Consider the following 19253-nt stretch of genomic DNA (forward strand, 5'->3'; position numbering starts at 1 on the left):
AATAATTTAATGAAACTGCCAAACCATAAGGTACGGCTCTACGGCAAGCAAGCTATGAAAATAGCTGTTTTGTTCACTTGATGCAACCTTGAGGACACCAGCCCAAATCATCGGAATTGGTGACATGCTCGATTATAGGTTTCGGGGGAACTACCTGAATCAGCACCCTTGGTAAAATCGATTTTGATAATCAACGGAGGCGTACGGTTTGGCGGTATCATAAATAAAATAACCTTGTTTGCCGCAAATTTTTACTTGCGGCTTTTTTTTTGCATTTATTCGAGCTTCTATGGTCATGTGCAAGTGGATATGGTTGAACCTAAATAGGTTTTGAGGTGATTCGAGCTTTTATACCCCTACGAATAGAACAGATGATCAGGGCGATATGCTTGACAATTCCTTGTTTTCTATATTCCCAATCACAAATAACCTTTAGGCAATTGTCGGGCCACCAAGGCCTTTCTCAAAACAGTGCTGTTTCTGTGACGCAAGACAGCATAGGCTATCTGTGGATTGCCACACAGGACGGGCTCAACAAATATGACGGTCGGCAGTTCACGGTATTTCCCTTCACATTTGAAGACAACACCAAACCCAATTATAGCAAGTTGGGCAAGGTTTATAAAGACAGGGAAGGGGGGTTGTGGATAATACCTTCCGACAGAATACTTCGCAAGTTCGACTATGCCGAACAAACCTTCGGGCCCGTCGGGGAATTGAAGGATGCCAGTGTCGTATTTCAAGACCGTTCCCTGGATATATGGGCCGGAACTTTTTCGCATGGCCTGTTCAAATTGGAGCCTCGGACCGGAAAATTTGTTCAAGTGGCCCCATTCGATGGGGGCCAGACCCCGATCTACAGTATTTCACAGCAAGACCCGGAACATATTCTACTGGCTACGAACGGCCGTTTGATAGCCTTCGATAAAAGGAGCGGCCGTTCCGAAGCGCTGGTTTTCAAAGACCGCTACGGCAAGGAAATTCGTGCCAATTTCAGCGATATTGAAACGGACCCGTCGGGCCGCCAATGGATAGGTAGTTTTGGCGATGGCCTTTTTTTTAGGAAAAAAAACGACCCGACCTTGCACCGTATATCGGAGCTGCCCTTCACAGACCCCCTTCCGGTCAATTTGAACATCGAAGACCTCTATCTCGACAGTAGCGATAGATTGTGGGTCGCTACCTATGGTCGCGGTCTGTTCTTGATCGATTTTAGGTCATCGACCATCGATCGTTTTGTTGCCGAAAAACACAACCCCAAGGCCCTTCACTACAACGATATTTTATGCATCTATGAAGACGATTCGGGTATCATTTGGTTCGGTACCGATGGGGCGGGCCTGAGCTATTACGACGAATACCTGGAAAAATTCAACTCCTTCACCAACTATCAGACCCCCGAAAAAATAAGTATAGATGTGGTCCGTTCGATAGCGGTCGATTCCAATGCCACCGTATGGGTGGGTACATCGGGCAAGGGGCTCACCCAATACGAACCGGCATCCAACAGCTGGAGAACCCATACGGTCGACTATTCAAGCGAAAACACACTCAGTTCCAATAGGATCATGAGCCTTTTTGTCGATCGGGAAAACGAACTCTGGATCGGCACCCAAGGCGGAGGCCTCGATATAAGGGAGGGGCAGGGCGGCTTTGTTTCCTACAACAACTTGTCAAAGCCTTCGTTATCGGCAAATACGGTCTGGTGTATATATCAGGATGAACAAGGGCGCATTTGGTTGGGAACCCGGGAAGAAGGACTTATTCAATTCGACAAACAAAAAGGGGAAATAAAAAAATACAAGCACAACCCGTTGGACGAAAACAGCATTTCCAGTAATAATATCCGGGTAATAACTTCCGATGGAAAGGGCAATCTGTGGATCGGTACGGAGACCGATGGCCTTGTTTTTTTCGATACTTCCCAAGAACGCTTCAAATCCTTTAAATCGAGCGGTAGGGAAGGTTTTTTGACGAGCAACCGTATTAAGTCGCTCTACTACGATGGATCGGAAACCTTATGGGTGGGTACCAATGGGGGCGGACTTAATTCCCTTGATATTGAAAAAAACCAATTTAAGTCCTTTACGGTTGAAAACGGTCTTGCGAACAATGTAATTTATGCCATACTGCCAGACAAAAGCGGTAACCTATGGTTGAGCTCCAATAAAGGGATTACCAAATTCGGCCTACCGAAATCCGATTCGTTACCACCACATATTACCAACTATACGAACTACGATGGTCTGGCAACCGAATTTAATACCGGAGCGTATTATCGGGGAATCGACGGCACATTATATTTTGGGGGGCTCGATGGCTTCTATTGGTTCCGGCCCGAAAATTTGGAAGAAAACACCACCCTGCCCAAAACGACGATTACAGGTTTTGAGGTTTATGGCAAGGCCAAGTCGACCGTCGGAACCCTCGACCTGCCCCATGACCAGAATACGGTATCGGTTACTTTTTCAAGCCTTCAATATTCATTGCCCGAAAAAAATGAATACCGATATCGCTTATTGAATTATGACGAGGCTTGGGTCGATGCGGGCAACAAAAATTTTGCACGGTACACGCGCTTGCCCCCCGGCACCTATGAGTTTCAGGTAAAGTCTAGCAACTATGACGGTGTTTGGAACGATGTACCGGCCTCCCTTTCCTTTACCATCAAACCTCCTTGGTACCTGACAACATTTGCCAAATTCGGTTATTTCGTCACCTTTGTTTTCGTGGTCCTGGCTTTGTACAAATACCTCAAATGGAGATGGCGAATTAAAATGAGCCTACAAGTGAAGGAAGAGGAAACGCTGCGTTTAAAAAAACTGAACCAACTCAAATCAAAACTGTACACCGATATATCCCATGAATTCAGAACACCCTTGACCTTGATCGCCGGACCGATCGATGCCAAGTTGGGCGAAGGGCGACTGTCGGATGAGGAGTATTCCAATTTTTCGATGATCAAACGAAACACCAACCGCATGATAGCCTTGGTCGACCAACTCTTGCATTTGGCCAAGCTTGAAAAAGGGGGCTTCGAACTGAAAATGAACAAGGGCAATATCGAACTCTTCTTAAAAATGCTGACCGCTTCCTTCGAATATCACGCCCAGCGGAAACAGATAAAATATGAAGTCGACATTAAGGACATCGGTGAGGCGTTTTACGACGAGGACGCCCTTGACAAAATAGTGGGAAACCTTTTGTCAAATGCCTTCAAACACGGAATTCAGGGGGGGCTTTGTCGTTTTGAGGCTAGCAAGGAGGGCGATCATTTAAAGATCCATGTAAAAAACGAAATAGCCCCCGGCAGCGATATCGATGTAGAAAAACTGTTTACCCGGTTTTATCAAAAGGATGAATTCATGGAGGGTGCAGGGGTCGGACTCTCCCTGGTCCGTGAGACGGTAAAGCTCTATAAGGGGAAACTCGAAGGCGTTCGGGAAGGGGATAATTTCATTTCGTTTAGGGTCTTATTGCCGGTATTCAAGACTACGGACAAACCGGATAAGGCCCGCGGCCTATCGACGGACGAACCGGAAACGGATGAGGTCGGCTATCGGCAAACAAAGGATGGGGCTGATACCAACAACGAAGGAACGGACGACAGGCCTATTCTTTTGATCGTTGAAGACCACCCCGAAATACGGGAGTTTCTTAAATCGGTATGGAAGGAAAAATATGAGGTTTATGAGGCGGCCGATGGGCAGGAAGGCATCGATATGGCCCTGAGGATCGTTCCCGACCTTATTGTCTCTGATGTCCGGATGCCCAAAATTAACGGTATAGAATTGTGCAAACGGCTAAAGGCCGATGAGCGGACCAGCCATATACCCATCATCGTTTTGACCGCGGGCACGGGTGAGGATTACGAGATGAGGGGCTTGCAGTCCGGTGCAGACGACTTCGTGGAGAAGCCCTTTAAGATCCGTGTCCTTAGCAAAAGGGTCGATAACCTTATTGAAGGGAGAAGGGCGTTGCGCACCAAGTACAGCCAAGAACTAAAACTACAGGCCAGCGATATGGCCATTACCTCTACCGACGAACTGTTTCTCAACAAGGTACAGCAGCTTCTCGACGATAAGTTGGGCGACCCGCAATTCAACGCCAAGGTCTTTAGTGCCCATCTGGGCATGAGCCGCATGCAGTTGCACCGCAAACTTCAAGCCTATACGGGACTCAGTACAACGGAGTTTATACGCTCCCAGCGCTTAAAATTGGCGACACATATTTTAAGGACATCGGACATCACCGTTAATGAGGTGGCCTATGCGGTGGGCTTTAACACCCCTTCCTATTTTATCAAGTGTTTTAAGGAAACGTACAAAACGACCCCTGCGGAGTATCTAAAGGCACATTCTTAGCCAAGGGCACAGGACCTTGTAGGGTGCGGCCCCCGGTAAGGGCTTGGCTGCCCTTCTTCCCAAGACAATCCAAAACCACCTTTACCTCTTCCTTCTAAGACCATCAATAAGGCAGCTGCACCGTAAACTTCATGCGACCCAAACCCTTACCACCTCCGATGCGACGAGTAACGAGGTAGCTTATGCTGTAGGCTTCAACGCCTTCCTGGTTCAATTTCCAAAAAAAACATCGACCGATGTTTACCATTTGGTGTAGCGGGTACCAATGTATGTAAACAAAAAGGAAAGTGGTGAAACTAAAGCTTGTGCTCGACAGAATTTCAAATATGTGTTTCGATGCAATCCCGATTTTATTGAAGACCAAAGACGATGTGTTGACAGGACAGGGTTTGATGCCCGCCCTTCAACAAACAACAAGGTCTTGCAAAGTAAAATGAAATCGTTGCTGAATACAGTCTCGAAACCCTATTTATGTTACACCTGTTGTATCTCTTGTTACATATGTGGTATTGTGTTGCGCAGCTAAAAGTTAGTTTTATTCCGCTAAGTATCAACCATTAAAATTTTAAACCATGAAAGTTAAAAGTGTATTGCTCATTGGCGTTTTCGCGACCAGTTTGATGCTAAGCTCATGCTATGAAGACACGACCGAATTAGTGGATTGCCTTTACGGTAATGATTGCGATTACGAGCCCGAAGAGAGTGTAACGGTGCCAACGGCCGATGAAGAGGCCGTTGAAGACCAACAAGACATAAATTGAGGGCCAGGGCCCTAATCCCGGATGGTGTTTCTTGTAAAAACGATAAGCTTTATTCTGCTTCTGGCCGTTCAATGGACAGGGCATGGACAAACCTTGACCACCAAAGAGGTAAAAATACTCTTGGTGGTGGAGTCGACCGGACAAAAGGTGAGCCATTTGCTCATGTTCGAACAGGTAGAGGGGAAAGGGAAGGCCTATTTAGTGGAGAAGTACCGGAACAGCTCGTTCTATGTCGGGCTTCTGAAGGGAACGTATGAAATATATGGCGATGTAGTTACACCTAAAAAGAATACCACGGTAATCATTTATACCGATAGGGAACTCTTTCTGGATAGAAAGACGATGGGGCCGGCATCGCCATGGGCGCCGGGAGATCTTTTCAAATTGGGGAAGGAGACCGGAAAGGTGGTATCGAACAGTAAGGGAGAGTTAATAATCAAAACGTAGAATACGAAATAAAAATCGAGGCTATGGAACTTAGAAAGATAGAAGGAACAACTTGGGTGTTTTTGGCAATAATGACGGTGGCCATAACCTTGGTGCTAACCGCCTTGTCGCAACAAATCGTCTAATGGCCCGATCGACCATAAGCAAAACCCTGCTGTTTATACAGAAATATTTGCCATTCATACATCGGGCAAACAAGAAGGCCTTACTGAATCTTAATTTTTGTTGCCCCAATTGTGCCGAGTAGGGACAAGGGATGTAATTGAGCTAAAATAAACCAATAAGTATAAATTATGAGAACTATGAACAGTATATTGTTGATTACCCTAATAGGGGCCTTTTTGGCCTGCTCAGGGCCTACCGATATGGAGGAACTGGAGCTTGAATCTACGGCTTTAAGTTATCGAATAAGTCAAACGGAACCATATTTAAATGGTGTAGAGTTGTTCAAACAGGCAGCCATGGGCGAGCAGATTAAGCTCAGGAAGCAGATATCCGAATTACAGGTGGCCATCAAGCGCGGTAATCGGAACCTTTTGCCCCAGTTGGAAAGTGCCCAAAAAAAGGACAATATGATCGATTTGTACAAAGAAGACCTGACCATGATCAAAATGCCAAAAGTACCTTATCCACCAAGACCACCGCGTGGTTGTTTTCAAGATCCCAATGCGAATTGTGGTATACCCAAGATCAATTTGGACGGCTACAGTGGTATTCAGGTTACCGAAGACATGGGCGAGGTAAGCATTCAAATATTAGATCAAAAAAACCGGGTTGTGGGTAAATCCGGACATGTCTACCGTACCAAGGGAGGAGTGTCCATAATACCTATTGAATCGGGCTTAAAGGGCAATGGCGTTATGCGCATAAGGCCAAATAGCAGGTTTTTTGATAAAAGTGTATATTTAGATATACCGGTATATAAAGATTGAATATAACCCTCGAAACTTATTTTGAGTCCTGCAGACCGTGGTTTGCAGGACTTTCGTGCATGAAAAAGTTAAAAAATATAGCGCTTGGTTTTCTATTCGTTCAAACGGGTTTTTTCTATGCACAAGACATAGGGAGCTCCTTTGAAAAGGCCATGGACTATCACTATTCCAATAAGGACAGTGCGTATTTTTATTATGAAAAGACCATTGCCCTGGCCAGGGAACGGAACGATATCGAAAGCGAGTTGCTGGCCTTTAGCTACCTGCTCAACGCCAATAGTAATTTTTATGATTTAAGCAACTACGGTCGAAATATAAGTAGGGCCGATAGCCTGGTCAAGCGAACACCGCGGATCGACACCCTGTACATGGGCCAGTATTTTAAAGACAACCTGCTATTTGAAAAAGGGTCTTATTACTACAAATTAAAGGACTATGGCTCCGCCCAAAACTACTTTTTTGAGCATTATAAGAAACTAAGCGCTATTCCTGAAACGGATCTGACCAGTGCCGAAATCGATATGATGTCGGCCATTTTTAGCTTTCTCGGCCTAACCTATAGGCATACGGGCAAGTACGAGCAGGCCGAATTTTACTTTAAAAAGGACATCGACTGGGTAAATAATTACAGGGATAGCATAGTCGACTGGCAATCGGTGGTGTACAATACCAAAAAGCTGTTGTCCCAGGTCTACGAGGCCCAGGATAAACCGGAGCGTGCGAACCAATTGCTCGAAGAGGCCCTCGAATTTTACAGGCTTAGGATCACGAATCCTAGGCAGAAGAACAACTTTCTGTCTACCTATATTCTCCTCGCCAAAAATCGCGTACAGCAGGGCAGGTTCGACGAGGCCCTCGACATATTGGTTAAAAATAAATCCTTTGTTACGGGCAGCAATCCCTTTCTCAAGGAAGTCAATATCATATTCGGTGATGCCTATCTGGGCAAGAAGCAATACAAGAAGGCTTTGTCCTTTTATAATATGGCCTTGGGCGAGTATATGGAGTATCGCCAACACCGGCCCCACCAAGACGTGGCGGACGTGTATGGCAAGATTGCCGAACTGTATCTGAAACAGGGCGATTATACCCAAGGCCTTGAAGCCTTGTCCAAGGCCTTTAACAATGCCGGAAGCGACATCGATATCAAGGGCTACGATACCAACCCGTCGCCGGAACGCGTTTTTTCGAAGACGCAGTTGTTAGGACTTTTAGATATTAAGCTGAGGTTCTTTAATGAAACCTATGAAAGGGACCACGATGGGAGTTCTTTGGATATGGCCCTTCAGACGAGCCGCGATATCCTAAATACTTTCGACTTGTTGAAAACCGAGTTTGACAGCAAGCTCGACAAGCAGTTCTTGGCCGAAAAGGCCTATCCCATATTTGAACGAATACTCCAAATAAGCCACCTTGCCTATGAGAAAGAGGGGTCCCGGACTATTTTGGAACTGGCCTTGAACATCAGCGAAAGGAGCAAGGATTTTATTCTTTTGGAGGCCCTGCGAAGTGTCCAGGCCACAAAATACGGCGACGTACCCGACAAGGTGCTCGAAAGGGAGGCCCGTCTTAGGGCCGAAATAACCCAATTGGAAAAACAAATGTTCGATGCCACCGAAAACGAAGACGTTTTTTCCGATAACTTATTCAAGGCAAAACAAGACTATTACAATTTTCTCGACTCGGTCGGGCATGCCTACCCCAGGTACTACAACCTCAAGTACAAAAACGAGGCCCTTTCGCTGACCGACATACGCCGCACGTTGTGCGAAGAAAATACGGCCCTAATATCCTATACCGTGGCCACCGACGGGCTCTATGCCATAATTTTGGGCGATAAGGGTGAAAATTTTATTAAGATGCCCTTTTCCGAATCGGACAAAAACGAGATCCGTGAGTTTTACCGGCTGATTTCCAAACCTTCGCTCCAGGTAAGTAACGACAAATTGCACCTGCTGGGCGAACGTCTTTACGACAAGGTTTTAAAAATGCCGCTCGAAGGCATAACGGCCGAAAACTTGATCGTTGTCCGCGATGGGGAACTGCACTACCTCCCCTTTGACCTTTTGCGGCACAACGAAAAATATCTTTTGGAAGATCGGAGTATCAGTTATGGCAATTCGTTCGCCTCCTTGATGGAGCTCCATGCGGTAAAAAGGAAAAATGTGAACAAGATCATAGCCTTTGCGCCCGGTTTCGGCGATGACAAGGAGGCAAATGGCAGCCGTCAGTTCGGCAAGCTTTTGTACAACGACGATGAGGTAAGGGGCATCGCTTCGTTCTTTGATGTTGAGCTCCTCTTTGATGGCAGCGCCACCTTGCGGAACTTTAGGTCCAGGGCCTCACAATTCGGTATTGTCCATTTGGCGACCCATGCTTCCGCGAATGATGCCTTTCCCGATTACTCCTACCTGGCCTTCAGTCAGGAAAAAGATAGTGCCCAGGGCAATGTCCTGTATATCAAAGACCTTTATAACACTTCGTTAACGGCCAATATGGTGACCTTGAGCGCCTGTCAGACCGGTATAGGGAAACTTCAAAAAGGACAGGGCATGTTAAGCCTCTCCAAGGGGTTTTATTATGCAGGGGCCAAGTCGTTGGTCAACACCCTTTGGAAAATAAACGATAAGAGCAGCGTAAAACTGATGCGGTATTTTTATGAGGGGCTCAGTGAGGGCAAATCGAAAAGCGCCGCCTTGCGCCAGGCCAAGCTGAAATACCTGGAGACCACCGACGATAGGTTGATGCGCCACCCTTACTATTGGGCGGCCTTTGCCGTTTCGGGCGATGTCTCCCCCGTGACCACCACGGTCAATTGGTGGCGGATAGGCGCGCTGCTTTTGCTTATCGTCGGCTTTTTTACCTATTTTAAGGGAAGCCGTTCGAACCGACCATAGTTCTTTAATCCAGTTCTTCGAGTAATTTTCGGGCCTCCTTGGCCTTGAACCCGTTATGGTCCGCCACGTTTTTAAGCAGGCTTGTGCTTTTGTCCACCTGGTCGAGTCTCAGGTAACTGAGGGCCAGGTACCACTCGGCGCGGTTCTTGAGTTCACCATCGGACCGTATATAGGTTTCCAATAGGGCGACCGCATCGCTATGCTTGTTCAGTTGCATGAGGGCAATGGCTTCGTAGAACTTGATGTAGTCGTCGTTGCTCTTGTCTTGAAGGTCTTTGAACAGCGATAGGGCCAAGGCATAGTCGCCCTCTTCGTAAGCGGTGAAAGCCTTGGTCTTCAGGTCTTCGAGCTGTTCGCCCCGCTCGATGGGATGGACCACGTTTTCATACGGGCTAAAATGGGTGTTGTAGAGGGCCTCGGTGTCGATGCCGGTCGAATTGAAGAAAAGAAGCCAGGCGCTTATACCCACTAAAAATACAATGGAGGCCGCCATCAACCAAGGGCGTAGGCGGACGACCTTTGAGGGCGCTGCCCGCTCGGCATCCCTTTTTTCGCGGAACATCTCCCGGAGTTCCTGACGTTCGTTTGTTTTGAGCGCCCCTTGCAGCTCTTTTTCGAAATCGAGTTCGGCGGCAAAATCGGGGTCGCTTTGGTACAACCGTTCCAACTCCTTCAATCCCGCTTCGTCGAGTGTGTTTTCAAAATAGCGGTTAATAAGTTCTTCTTTATCCATCTTGCCGTTTAATTAAGTCTTTTAAAGATTTGAGGCATCTCGATTTTTGGCTTTTTACGACATTTTTGTTTTCGTAACCTTGTACGGTCATGATCTCTTCGATCTTTAGCCCTTTTAGGTAGAAAAGCTCAAGGATTTCACGACACTTCTCGCCCAGCTTTTTAAAATTGGACACTAGCCGTTTTTGGTACTCGTCGGGCCCAGGGTCGTGGTATACATCCTCGATCACGGCCTTTTCCTTCTGGTCGAAAATATAGGCTTCATCGGTAATTATTTCCTTGGTGTCCCTGAACCTTTTGAAGAGCATGAACTTGCCAATGCTGAACAAGTAGGTTTTTACACTGCTCTTTAAGTGGTCCAGTTTTCCGGCCTGGGCATTTTCATAAAGTGCGATAAGGGCATCTTGAAAGATGTCTTCGAGGTCGACCCCGGTTTTTTGGTACCGATGTGCAAACTTGAAAAATTCCGACCTATAATCGTCATAAACACTTTTTAAGGCGTCCCTGTCCCTGTTCTTCAACTGAGAAATAAGTTGCTCGTCTTTCATTAGTGCCGGAAGGTTAATAAGGTAAACATATATAAATATAAATTTTTTTAGGCCTTGGCTGTTGACCTTTTCATATTTCTGGTATTAATGGATGTACGACCTTTTAAAACATAGGATTATAAAAACAAAAAATGTAATGTATATCCCACTTTTCCCGATAAGGCATACAACCCAAGGTCGCAAGAAACGGAAAAGGCCGTGATGGCAATATTAGCGAATTGAAGAATACTTCCCCCACCGATATAATAAACCTTTATAAACAAACCTTAAATTTTAAAGTTATGCGTACTAGTAGAAAAACACCGATTCTTTCTCTTGCATGTGTGGTTGCAACCGCAGTGCTAATGCTCGCATGTAACAAAGGCGACGACGGTAACCCCTTAGGTTCCGAGGGAGCCTGTTATGGAGACAATTGGGCCGAGTTTTATATGGATGAGCTACAGGCCTTTTCCGATGCTACAGTGGCGTATTCGGCCGATCCGACAGCTGAAAACTGTAGTAGGTACACCGCTGCCGGAAACGATTATTTGGATGCCCTGGAGACAGTGTACCAATGTGTGCCCACGGCAAGTAGGGCGCAAATCGAACAAGCGATCAAGGAGGCAAAGGAAGGCCTCGAAGAAACGTGCCAATAAGTTCCGCTACCTGCGAAAAAAATCGTTTTGTTCACCATAAAAACAGATTATGAAAGACATAAAAAAATTAGTGGCCGGCTTACTCGTGCTAAGTTCCATGTCGGCTTGTATGGGCGAGACAAAGGAAAAACTGAAAAAGGCCAAGGAAGGGGTGTCGAACTCGGCCACCCTGGTCAATCAGGCCAGAAAGTTCGAAGACGATGTCGAAAAACTGAAGAATGCCGAGCCTTTGACCGCTACACAACTGAAAGAATGGCTTCCCGAAAAAATAGACGGACTTAATCGAACGGGTTTTAAGACCGGTCAGGCGGGCATGTACAATGTCAAGTCGATAGAAGGTACCTTTAAGGATGATGGGGGAAAGAAAAAATTGCGGGTCAACGTAGTGGACGGGGCCGGGCCCACGGGCAGTATCATGGCGGCCAGCTACAGCGTGGCTAATAATATGGAGATGGAGGAAGAGGATGAGAACAAACATAAAAAAAACATTGAGGTCGACGGAATCAAGGCCCGGCAGACCTATTGGAAAAAGACCAACAAAACCATGTTGTCGTTTACCTATAACGGACGGTTTTTGGTTACCGTAAACGCGACCGGCTTAGACCCCGAGGAAACTTGGGAACTGGTCGATCGGTTGAATTTAGACGACTTGGCCGATATGGCGGATTGACATACTTGAATAATCATTTTAAACTTTAGAACAATGGAAACATCAAAAGCGAATTTAGAAGCGAACAAAGGCTTGGCAGTCAATGAAGAAGCCAAAAGAATAGCGATTATCGGGTATATAACCGTCATCGGACTGGTCATTGCCTTTGTGATGAACAACGAAAAGAAACTCGATTTTGCCAAATACCACATACGGCAATCCATAGGGCTTTGTGTTACGGGCCTTGTTTTGGGAGTTATCGGTATCGTACCCATTATTGGTTGGTTGATCAATATCGTAGGCATCTTTGTATTGCTCTATATGTGGATCGTGGCCTTAATGAACGCCATCAACGGTAAGGAAAAACCGGCACCTTTTCTGGGTACCAAGTACCAAGAATGGTTCAAGGGGATATAGTCCCTTTATAAAATGGGCCTTCGGGCCCTTTTTTAATCTTTACTGCCCATAGCCCGAGGTACGCCCTTGGGCATTTTTTTTGTATTCCACCCTCCGGACTTGGTCCCTTTCCTGTCCGCACGCCCCTCCCAAACCCTATTGTACCGCAGGTGTTAACCTTTTCCGATAGATCGCATTAAGGGTTAAACCAGTGTGTTATGAAAAGGATCCTGTGTTATTCTCTTTTTGTTATTTCCTATTTCGCCGTGGCCCAGTCCATTGATAGAACCGTCATCGCCAGTGCAGGTGGTTTTTTGGCCGGTCCGGATGCCGGTATCGGTTTTACCATTGGCGAGAGCGCCGTGGGTTATCGGGCGAACGACCTTGCCGTCGATCAGGGCTTTTGGGCCGGGGGGCAGATCGTGGTCGTGCCCATGTTCCCCGAAGAGGAAGAGGTCGACATCGTGGTCTATCCCAATCCCGTGGCTGAACGGTTGACCGTTTTCCCCGGTGACCATAAGGTTTTGGCCATGCAGCTTTTTTCGGTCGATGCCAAACGGGTCTTGATGAAGACCACCGATGGATCGCAAGTAAGGCATGTGATAGATATGGGCTATATGGCGAAGGGGGTTTACATTCTTCAACTCGTTTTAAAGGGAAAGGGTGAATTAAAGGAATATAAGATTATTAAGAACTAGAAATTATGAAAAGAAATTACTACTTACTGGCAATGGTCTTCGCACTTGGTGTCTTGAACACGGTGATGGCCCAATCGCGAAACTATATCAATTACCAAGGCGTTGCCCGAGGCGTCGATAACCAACTGATGGAACAAGAAGCCTTGACCATCGGTGTCGGAATCCGTTTTGGGAGCGCCACGGCCCCGGTGGCCTATGAAGAATCGCACAATGTGACCACCGATGCCAATGGTGTGTTCAGCCTGCAGATCGGCAAGGGTGACGTCGTTTCCGGTAACTATGCCGGCCTAGACTGGCAAGAGGTCCCGTTTTTGACCGTTTATTTGAACGGGGTCGAAGTTGGGACTACGGAGTTAATGGCGGTGCCCTATGCCATCAGTTCCGGAGACAAACAATGGGAGGTCAACGGCGATGCCATTATAAATAAAAATACGGGAACGGTGGCCGTACGGAACGATTTAAAGGTAAACGGCGGTCTAAGGCTCAACAGGGGCGCCCAGGTCGATGAGATTTCCGACAATGCCACCCTATCGGAAAACAGCGGGGCCATCTTGCCTACCCAAAGGGCCGTAAAGACCTATGTGGACAGTCGTCTCCCTGGCGGTGGCGGGGTGGAACAGACCGCCCTTGAAGTGCCCTACGATAATTCCACTTCGGGCCTGGCCGCCACCAATGCACAGGATGCCTTGGACGAACTGGCCGGTGGAGGGGCCGACCTGGATTCCGATCCGGCCAATGAATTACAGAATTTAAGCCTTTCGGGGACCCGCTTGGCTATTTCCGGGGGGACGGGGGTCGACCTGGCCGGCATTCTACCGCCCGGTGGATCCGACGACCAAAATGCCTCGGAGGTAGCCTTCGACAATTCGGGTACCGGCTTGGCGGCGTCCAATACCCAGGAAGCGATCGAGGAACTGGCTGCGGGCGGTCTGGTGGATACCGATGATCAAGGCCTGGTTTTGACCGGTGATGTGCTTTCCATCGAAGACGGTACCGGCTCGGTCGATTTGGGCGATTATGTGGACGTAACCGCGGAAAACGGATTACTGACAGGTAACGGCTCCGCTATAAAAGGCTTGGTCGGAACCAGTGACGGCCAAGTGGCGAAATGGGATGCGGGTTCGGGCCAATGGGTCGCGGGCAACGACGAGGTGGCCGCAGGTGGCGGAGGCACGCTGTGGGAAGAAGACGGGAGCGATGTGTACTACATCGGCGGAGATGTGGGAATAGGGACAGACGCGCCCAGTGCACAGCTGCATGTCGTTGGGGCCACCGCCAACCCCGTAATGTTCGAGACCGACAACCTGCGCAACTGGGTCAGTTACGATACGTCGAACGGTTATATCGGGTATTCAGGTGTTTATTCGGGAGCTAGGGATATGGATTTCGGTACGGGAAGTGGCAATAGCACCGGAAAAGTCCATTTGGTGACCAAGGCCACCCCCAGGTTGACCGTTGAAGCCAATGGCGATGTAAAGGTGCAAAAATTGGAAGGTTCCGGCGAACGAAACGTGGTGGCCGATGCCAATGGAAATTTGAAAGCTAGTGAGCCTGTAGTGTTTAAGTATGAAGGCAATGGTTTTGCGGTTAAGGACTTGGACGGGGGCACCGTAATTGAGGCCGATATATGGGAAAACGTGCTATACGATACCACCGGCAGCCTTAATAGGACCACAAAAAGGTTCGTATGCCCCAAGTCGGGATATTATTTCCTACATGCCAGGGTAGATCAGTCGAATGCCGTAAGCAGTGCATTCTTTGCAATCAAATTCAATATCCAATCGAATTGGCTCAGTGGGTCTACGGTCGATGGAGACACCGTTGATACGGAGATCAGTGGAATTTTTAGGTTGAATGCCGGACAAGAGGTCTATGTTCAATTGCGCAATTACACTGAAGGCCAAGATTCCCGTATCGATGGTTTTGGCAGTTTCTTTGAAGGGTACAGGATAAATTAGGGCAGCGGTTTTGGCCGACAATCGGACTTCTAAAAATTAAACCAAAAAGTATAATGAAAACATACTTTTTGGTTTAATTTTTTATGCCCAGAATCGGGTGTATTGTCCGTTCGCCCGAAAGGCAATGTACATCACTTGCGAGGCTAGATTTCAACATTTTGTGTTAAAAACTTTGTGGCCGAATTCGCCCAACGCCCTTACAAAACCGCGGCTTTTTTGCCATCTTTGTTAGGACGACGCAAGGGAAATCGAGCATCCAACATTACATCAATTTTTTAAAATCAATGAGTATGTCCACAGCTGTAGAGCCTATTTTGGAAGAAAATGAAGACCGTTTTGTGATTTTTCCCATCGAACACCACGATATTTGGGAATGGTACAAAAAATGCGAGGCTTGTTTCTGGACGGCAGAGGAAATTGATCTTCACGAGGACCTGAACGATTGGAACAATAAGCTGAACGACGATGAAAAGTACTTCATCAAGCATATCCTGGCCTTCTTTGCCGCTTCCGACGGAATCGTAAACGAAAATTTGGCCGAGAACTTTGTCAGTGAGGTACAGTATGCCGAAGCCAAGTTTTTCTACGGTTTTCAGATCATGATGGAGAACATCCACTCCGAGACCTATTCCCTATTGATCGATACCTACGTGAAGGACGAAAAGGAAAAGAACATACTTTTTAAGGCCATCGAGAATTTTCCCGCCATTAAAAAGAAAGCCGAATGGGCCTTGAACTGGATCGAGTCGCCCAGCTTTGCGGAGCGCTTGATCGCCTTTGCCGCAGTCGAGGGCATTTTCTTTTCAGGGGCCTTCTGCTCCATATTTTGGCTCAAGAAAAGGGGCTTGATGCCCGGTCTTACCTTTTCAAATGAATTGATTTCGAGGGACGAGGGCATGCATTGCGATTTTGCCGTGCACCTGCACAACAAACACCTGGTCAATAAAGTGCCAAAAAAGCGCATCACCGAAATTCTGACCAATGCACTCGATATCGAAAGGGAATTTATTACCGAATCGCTTCCGGTAAGCCTTATCGGAATGAACGCCAAGCTTATGACCCAATACCTGGAGTTCGTTACCGATCGCCTGTTGGTCGAGTTGGAGTGCGATAAGGTGTACAATGCAACGAACCCCTTTGATTTTATGGATATGATTTCCCTTCAAGGGAAAACGAATTTCTTCGAAAAGCGGGTGTCCGAATACCAAAAGGCAGGAGTGCTCAACAAAGACAAGGACGAAGATGCGCAAAAAATCAGCTTCGACGCCGATTTTTAAGCGATTGCAATAGAAGCCTAACCCCCTTTTTGAAAAGGGGTTTTTGCACCCAAGATTTAATATGTTAATTTTTTTAACATAAGCATACCCACAAATAAGTATCACCTTTTAAAAAAGTAGCCAGAATGTATGTAATTAAAAGAGACGGAAGAAAAGAGATGGTCATGTTCGATAAGATCACGGCCCGAGTTAGAAAATTGTGTTACGGACTCAACAGCTTGGTAGATCCGCTTAAGGTGGCCATGCGTGTCATTGAAGGATTGTACGACGGGGTCACTACCTCAGAGTTGGACAACCTGGCCGCAGAGATCGCCGCCACCATGACCACAACACATCCCGATTACGCCAAGTTGGCTGCGCGGATTTCCGTATCGAACTTGCATAAGAATACCAAAAAATCCTTCTCCGAGGCCATGAAGGATCTCTACGAGTACGTAAATCCGCGGACCAATAAAAAGGCCCCCTTGGTTTCGGATGAGGTGTACAAGGTGATTATGGAGAATAAGGATAGGCTAGACTCTACCATCATTTATAACCGCGATTTTGGCTACGATTATTTCGGTTTTAAGACCCTGGAGCGTTCCTATCTCCTAAAAATCAACGGTAAGATTGCCGAACGTCCGCAACATATGTTGATGAGGGTTTCGGTGGGGATACACCTCGACGATTTGGATTCGGTCATCGAAACCTATGAGTTGATGTCGAAGAAGTATTTTACCCATGCTACACCGACCCTTTTCAATTCAGGTACGCCCAAGCCACAAATGTCGTCGTGCTTCCTTTTGGCCATGCAAGACGATAGTATCGACGGTATTTACGACACCTTGAAACAGACCGCTAAAATTTCGCAGTCTGCCGGGGGTATCGGCCTTTCTATCCATAACATCCGGGCCACCGGCTCTTATATTGCGGGGACCAACGGTACGTCCAACGGAATCGTGCCCATGCTCAAGGTGTTTAACGATACGGCCCGTTATGTCGACCAAGGCGGGGGCAAACGCAAGGGGAGTTTCGCCATTTATATGGAACCATGGCATGCCGATATCTTCGATTTTCTCGACCTTAAGAAAAATCACGGTAAAGAGGAAATGCGGGCAAGGGACCTTTTCTATGCCATGTGGATTCCCGACCTGTTCATGAAGCGAGTTGAAGCCAACGAGGATTGGACCCTTATGTGCCCCAACGAGTGTCCGGGACTCTTTACCACCCACAGCGAGGAGTTCGAGGAACTGTACACCCGGTACGAGGCCGAAGGCAAGGGAAGAAAGACCGTAAAGGCACGTGATCTTTGGGAAAAGATCCTCGAGTCGCAAATAGAGACGGGCACCCCCTACATGCTTTACAAAGATGCGGCCAACCGAAAGAGCAACCAAAAGAATTTAGGTACCATACGTTCTTCGAACCTGTGTACCGAGATTTTGGAGTATACGGCCCCCGATGAGGTAGCGGTGTGCAACCTGGCGTCCATTGCACTTCCCATGTTCGTTAAAAACGGTGCTTTTGACCATAAGGAACTGTTCAAGGTAACCAAAAGGGTGACAAGAAACCTGAACCGTGTCATCGATAGAAACTACTACCCGGTGCCCGAGGCCAAAAACTCGAACATGCGCCATAGGCCCATCGGTCTGGGGGTACAAGGCCTGGCCGATGCCTTTATCATGCTACGCCTGCCCTTTACAAGCGATGAGGCCAAAAAATTGAACCAAGAGATATTCGAGACCCTGTATTTTGCCGCCGTGACGGCATCCATGGAAATGGCCAAGGAAGAAGGACCTTATTCTTCCTTCGAAGGCTCGCCCATTTCGCAAGGCGAATTTCAACATAACCTTTGGGGCGTTAAGGACGAGGAGCTTTCCGGAAGATGGGATTGGGCAAAGCTCCGCAAACAGGTAATGAAGCACGGGGTGCGCAATTCCTTGTTGGTAGCTCCTATGCCAACGGCGTCCACCTCACAGATCTTGGGAAACAACGAATGCTTCGAACCTTATACATCCAACATCTATACAAGAAGGGTATTGTCGGGCGAGTTTATCGTGGTGAACAAGCACCTTTTGGAAGATTTGGTCAACCTGGGCATGTGGAACGAGAACATGAAACAGGAACTGATGCGGGCCAATGGTTCCATTCAACATATAGAGACCATTCCACAAGAGATAAGGGACCTCTACAAGACCGTTTGGGAGCTCAGTATGAAGGATATTATCGATATGAGCCGCCAGAGGGGCTACTTTATCGACCAGAGCCAGTCTTTGAACCTCTTTATGGAAAACGCCAATTACTCAAAACTGACCTCCATGCACTTTTACGCATGGAAGAGCGGCCTAAAGACGGGAATGTACTACCTGCGTACCAAGGCGGCGGTCGATGCGATCAAGTTTACCTTGGACAATAGCAAGAAGAAAGCGGCCCCCGTAAGTGTTGCAGCCGAGGCCGAGGCCGAGGCGACGACACCCCCGTCCGTTGAGGCCGCTGCCGCAATGGAAGTCAAGGCTACTTCGGCGACACCACAACAGGAAGAAATCGATATTCAGCCGATGACCCCGGAAGAGATGAAGGCCATGATCGCACGGGCCAAGGAAGGCCAGGCCGATGACGATTGTTTGATGTGCGGATCTTAGCGAATACCAAAACAGCGTAAAAAGCCCCCTCCTATGGTCGGGGCTTTTTTTTGGGTTGATTAACTAGCGAAAACGGGGAAGTCAACAGTTGTTAATTAAGAATTATCCTACAATATTCCAATTGTACAAGGAATTTCATAGGCTAAATAATTGAAAATTAGTGCTTTTTAAAGTGTAGGGAATTGGGCAACAGCCTTATTTTACGATATAAGGTTTGGCTATGACGGAAAAGAGATACGCCAAGATATAGATGATCAGTATGGTGATATATTTGTCCATTGCCCCTGTAATGTCTTTTATATACGCGTCAAAGTTAACAAAAGGACTTCGGCAAGTGCTTA

Annotated in this window: 14 protein-coding genes; 12 read left to right on the plus strand and 2 right to left on the minus strand. The window is 47.3% G+C overall.

All coding sequences use genetic code 11. The annotated features are described in order from the left end of the window. Positions 1–482: 482 nt before the first annotated feature. From BUB37_RS03050 to BUB37_RS03070, 5 genes are all read left to right on the plus strand, one after another. Positions 483–4364, plus strand: coding sequence for a two-component regulator propeller domain-containing protein (locus BUB37_RS03050; RefSeq protein WP_170863105.1), 3882 nt, complete (start codon positions 483–485; stop codon positions 4362–4364). Positions 4365–4936: 572 nt separating this feature from the next. Next, positions 4937–5125, plus strand: coding sequence for a hypothetical protein (locus BUB37_RS03055; protein ID WP_072988292.1), 189 nt, complete (start codon positions 4937–4939; stop codon positions 5123–5125). A 24-nt stretch (positions 5126–5149) separates the two neighbouring features. Further along, entirely contained in the window at positions 5150–5572 is a 423-nt protein-coding gene (locus tag BUB37_RS03060) for a hypothetical protein (protein ID WP_139278058.1), read from the plus strand. Between the two features lie 302 nt (positions 5573–5874). Further along, positions 5875–6504: a hypothetical protein gene (locus BUB37_RS03065; protein WP_072988299.1), complete on the plus strand. Its 630-nt coding sequence runs from the start codon at positions 5875–5877 to the stop codon at positions 6502–6504. 59 nt (positions 6505–6563) lie between these two features. Next, positions 6564–9401 (plus strand): CHAT domain-containing protein, encoded by a 2838-nt coding sequence (locus BUB37_RS03070; RefSeq protein ID WP_072988301.1) that lies wholly within the window; start codon positions 6564–6566, stop codon positions 9399–9401. Positions 9402–9405: 4 nt separating this feature from the next. Here the strand turns inward: BUB37_RS03070 and BUB37_RS03075 are convergent, their stop codons facing one another. Both BUB37_RS03075 and BUB37_RS03080 read right to left on the minus strand, forming a co-directional pair. Next, positions 9406–10134, minus strand: coding sequence for a tetratricopeptide repeat protein (locus BUB37_RS03075; RefSeq protein ID WP_072988303.1), 729 nt, complete (start codon positions 10132–10134; stop codon positions 9406–9408). Next, a complete protein-coding gene (locus BUB37_RS03080) occupies positions 10127–10681 on the minus strand; it encodes an RNA polymerase sigma factor (protein WP_072988308.1) in 555 nt (184 codons plus the stop codon). Before BUB37_RS03080 ends, BUB37_RS03075 begins: the two co-directional genes overlap by 8 nt. A 281-nt stretch (positions 10682–10962) precedes the next feature. Here BUB37_RS03080 and BUB37_RS03085 point away from each other — a divergent pair, with 281 nt between their 5' ends. The 7 genes from BUB37_RS03085 (at position 10963) to BUB37_RS03115 (ending at position 18912) form a co-directional block, all read left to right on the plus strand. Further along, positions 10963–11316, plus strand: coding sequence for a hypothetical protein (locus BUB37_RS03085; RefSeq protein ID WP_139278059.1), 354 nt, complete (start codon positions 10963–10965; stop codon positions 11314–11316). Between the two features lie 49 nt (positions 11317–11365). After that, positions 11366–11986, plus strand: a complete 621-nt coding sequence (locus BUB37_RS03090) for a hypothetical protein (RefSeq protein ID WP_072988316.1) — start codon at positions 11366–11368, stop codon at positions 11984–11986. A 33-nt stretch (positions 11987–12019) separates the two neighbouring features. Further along, positions 12020–12382, plus strand: a complete 363-nt coding sequence (locus tag BUB37_RS03095) for a DUF4870 domain-containing protein (RefSeq protein WP_072988319.1) — start codon at positions 12020–12022, stop codon at positions 12380–12382. A 197-nt stretch (positions 12383–12579) separates the two neighbouring features. Continuing rightward, positions 12580–13059, plus strand: coding sequence for a T9SS type A sorting domain-containing protein (locus BUB37_RS03100; RefSeq protein WP_072988322.1), 480 nt, complete (start codon positions 12580–12582; stop codon positions 13057–13059). 5 nt (positions 13060–13064) lie between these two features. Next, complete coding sequence (locus BUB37_RS03105; protein WP_072988325.1) at positions 13065–15017, plus strand: C1q-like domain-containing protein; 1953 nt, start codon at positions 13065–13067, stop codon at positions 15015–15017. Positions 15018–15307: 290 nt separating this feature from the next. Beyond that, positions 15308–16294: a ribonucleotide-diphosphate reductase subunit beta gene (locus BUB37_RS03110; RefSeq protein ID WP_072988328.1), complete on the plus strand. Its 987-nt coding sequence runs from the start codon at positions 15308–15310 to the stop codon at positions 16292–16294. A 125-nt stretch (positions 16295–16419) separates the two neighbouring features. Further along, positions 16420–18912 carry a ribonucleoside-diphosphate reductase subunit alpha gene (locus BUB37_RS03115; RefSeq protein ID WP_072988332.1) on the plus strand — a complete coding sequence of 831 codons (2493 nt, stop codon included), beginning with the start codon at positions 16420–16422 and terminating at the stop codon, positions 18910–18912. The last annotated feature ends 341 nt before the right edge of the window (positions 18913–19253 follow it).

This window comes from Pseudozobellia thermophila (assembly GCF_900141855.1).
GTDB classification, from domain to species: Bacteria; Bacteroidota; Bacteroidia; order Flavobacteriales; family Flavobacteriaceae; genus Pseudozobellia; species Pseudozobellia thermophila.